Source organism: Streptomyces sp. CA2R106 (genome assembly GCF_037034245.1).
In the GTDB taxonomy this organism is placed as follows: Bacteria; Actinomycetota; Actinomycetes; order Streptomycetales; family Streptomycetaceae; genus Actinacidiphila.
Genome location: NZ_JBAGKC010000090.1, coordinates 1 through 3,278, shown reverse-complemented (window position 1 = coordinate 3,278; position 3,278 = coordinate 1). Strand labels below are relative to the sequence as shown.

Below are 3,278 nucleotides of genomic sequence, written 5' to 3'. Positions count from 1 at the left end.
GTGCTCCCTCCGCCGTTGCCGTAGCCCTGCGCGGTGATGTTGGCCTGGACGCTGTTCTCGGTGGCGTCGGACGGGTAGCCGCTGGTCATGACGCCTTCGTAGAAGGTGCCCTGGGCGCCCTTGCTGTTGTCGCCGCCGGTGCCGAGGATGATGGCGCCCTGCTTCTTCATCGGGTTGTAGCCGGAGACGTTGGGGCGCACGCCGTCGTAGAAGGTGGACAGGCTGCCGGACTGCGCGTTGCCGCCGCGGATGGCCCAGTGGTTCGGGCCGCCCTTGATGATCGCGGTGGTGTAGCGGTAGTTGATGGTGGGGTCACCGGAGTTGAGGTGCTGGTTGACGCCGGAGAAGAGGCCGTTCTCCAGGTCGGCCATGATCCAGGGGCCGTTGCCCGAGCCGTAGCCCCAGACCTTGATGTTGCCGAAGTAGATGGCCTCCATGGTGCCGTTGCCGTCGTCGTTGCTGTCGGTCTCGGCGTTGCCGTAGTCGAAGCAGCAGCCGCCGTTGTAGTGGGTGCCGTCGAGGACGGCGTACATGCCCTCGGGGTTGTCCCCGGTGGCGATGCCGCTGGTGTGGTTGTCGCGGTAGCCGGTGCCGGGGGCCACGAAGACGCCGTACGCCTTGTGACCGGCGACGGTGGTGGGAGCGGCGGTGGCGTCGGCGAGGTTGTCCGGTCCGCCGGCCGCGCCACCCGCGGGCGCCTGGGTGAGGTTGTTGCCCCGTCCGGACTGGTCGTAGATCACGGTGATCACGCAGCTGGTGCCGGCGCAGAAGGAGTCCTGCGCCGCGGCGTTGGCGTACCCGCCGGCGCTGAGCACGCCGATGTCCTGGGTCGCGTTGTCCGAAGCCCGCCGGACCTGGTAGAGCGAGCCGCTGTACGAGGAGTACAGCGCCCGGGTCGTGCTGTGCGCCGCCACGCAGGGCGTGCCACCGCTGGCGTAGATGTCGCACGGCCCGGGCGTGGCGGCCTGCGCCGTCCCCGACGACATCCCGGCCCCGACCAATCCGCCGACAACGAGTACGGCCGCGGCCGCCACCCGAGCCAGAAAGGCGGCCTTACGTGACGACGGGCGCTGCGGCGGACCGGCGAGCACCGCGCCGCCGGCGTCGAGCAGGCGACGGAGCAGACCTTTCACGGATGCGGTTCCCATGGAACCCCCTCTTCGAATGTGATCGCTAACATATTTCTTTCTCCCAGCAAGCTGAACTACTCCTTCCAGGAATGCGGAGACGATCCGGCCCGCGGCATGTGTGATGACCCGGCGGTCCGGACGTTTCGGGGGAGAGCACGCGCGCGAAACCGGCCCACTCCCAAAGCCTGCGCCGAAGCCTGCGCCGACGAGGAAACAGCGGGCGCCCGAACGCGGCGAACCGAGCGGGTCGGCACCCCAGCGAAACGACCGGGACCGGTCCATGCCGCGGGCCGCGTCCGCGTCGGCGGCATCCGGGCGTCGGGCGCCCGTCGTTGGCAGATCCCGCGACGACACACCCGGAAGCAGCCGCGCGCGAGGCGAACTCCCTCCTCGGGGCACGCTTCGCCCCGCCCGCGCTTACGTACGCTCCAGGTCGGCGGCAGCCGCCGACCTCCGTGGCCACCGGCCGACGGCCACGGATGGCCGGGGCGGCCGTGCCCACGGACGGATGCGGGGAGGAATCCGCCGGCGTCCGCTCCGAAAGAGCCGAAGAGCCGAAGGGCCGGAAAGTCCAGGGCCGGTCTTCGGCCGGGCCGGCGCGCGGGCTGGGAATCTCGCCCCGCAATGGGGTCGTCTTCTACGGGTGTTCACTCATGTCTCCTGGTCGTGGGGGGTGAGGCCAAGGGTGTGAGCGCTAACAAAACTACCGCAGATGCCGGTCCGCGGAAGCTGGCTGCCTCGAATCCGACGGCGGGAGCATCCACCTCCGCGGAACCCACTGTCAACCCTTCGCACACAATGGCGTGTTCGGGACGGGCCGGCCGGCTCACCCCGGCTCAATTGCGCTCCATGTCATTGACGCCACCGGCTCCTTCTGTTTGTCTGATGCGTCGCGGCCCTTGTCGGCCCCTTCCGATTGCCGGATCGGATCGTTCGTGCGGGGCGGGGACCTGCCCGTCGGGTGTGTCCCTCCGCTCCTCCACGCCGCGCGCATGAGATCGCTCCTCCTGGCGGTTGCGCGTCCCTCGCAGGTAGTCGCTGCCATTCCACTGCTGGAGGACACATGACCCAGAAATTCCGCCTGCTCCGTTTACGGTGCTCCCGGCTGCGTTCCCTCGTGACCGGCATGGCCGTCGTCGCGGCAGGTGCCCCACTCCTCGCCCTGGGCACCGCGGGAACCGCCCAGGCAGCCACGTCACTTCACACCCTCGCCGACGCCCAGGGCCGCTACTACGGCACTGCCCTGACGGCCTCGGACCTCTCCAACGGCAACGAGACCGCCATCGCGAACGCGCAGTTCGACGCGCTCACCCCCGGCAACGAGATGAAGTGGGACACCACGGAACCGGCCAACGGCCAGTACAACTTCGGGCCCGGCGACCAGATCGCCTCGTACGCGAAGTCCCACGGCATGCGCGTCCGCGGCCACAACCTGGTCTGGCAGTCCCAACTGCCCTCCTGGGTCAGCAGCTTGCCGGCCAACCAGGTGCAAGGTGCCATGGACGCGCACATCACCACCGAGGTCAACCACTACAAGGGGCAGATCTACGCCTGGGACGTGGTCAACGAACCGTTCAACGGCGACGGCTCCTTCGTCAACGACGTGTTCTACCAGGCCATGGGCCAGAACTACTTCGCCGAGGCCCTGCGCACCGCCCACGCGGCCGATCCGAGCGCCCGGCTCTACATCAACGACTACGGCATCGAGGGGGAGAACGCCAAGAGCAACGCCATGTACAACCTGGCCAAGAGCCTGCTCGCCCAGGGGGTGCCCCTGGGCGGGATCGGATTCGAGAGCCACTTCATCGTCGGGCAGGTTCCCTCCGACTTCCAGGCGAACATGCAGCGCTTCGCGAACCTGGGCCTGGACGTCGCCGTGACCGAACTCGACGACCGCATCCAGCTGCCGGCCTCCACCGCGAACCTCCAGCAGCAGGCCACCGACTACGGCAACGTCACCAAGGACTGCCTCGCGGTCTCACGTTGCGTCGGCATCTCGCAGTGGGGGGTGGACGACGGCCACTCCTGGATCGACGGCACCTTCCCCGGCTGGGGCGCCGCGACCATGTACGACCGCGACTTCCAGCCGAAACCGGCCTACGACGCCACGGTGACCGCCCTCGGCGGGTCCTCGTCCGGCGGTGATGG

Annotated in this window: 2 protein-coding genes; one reads left to right on the top strand and one right to left on the bottom strand. The window is 68.9% G+C overall.

Translation table 11 applies throughout. The features are described 5' to 3' along the window. The coding region (locus WA788_RS35105; protein WP_335984451.1) for an arabinofuranosidase catalytic domain-containing protein at positions 1-986 on the bottom strand (986 nt) is incomplete at its 3' end. Between the two features lie 1,270 nt (positions 987-2,256). On the opposite strand from WA788_RS35105, the gene WA788_RS35100 reads away from it, so the two are divergent. Continuing rightward, positions 2,257-3,278: endo-1,4-beta-xylanase (locus tag WA788_RS35100; RefSeq protein WP_335984448.1), on the top strand; the 1,022-nt coding region annotated here is incomplete at its 3' end.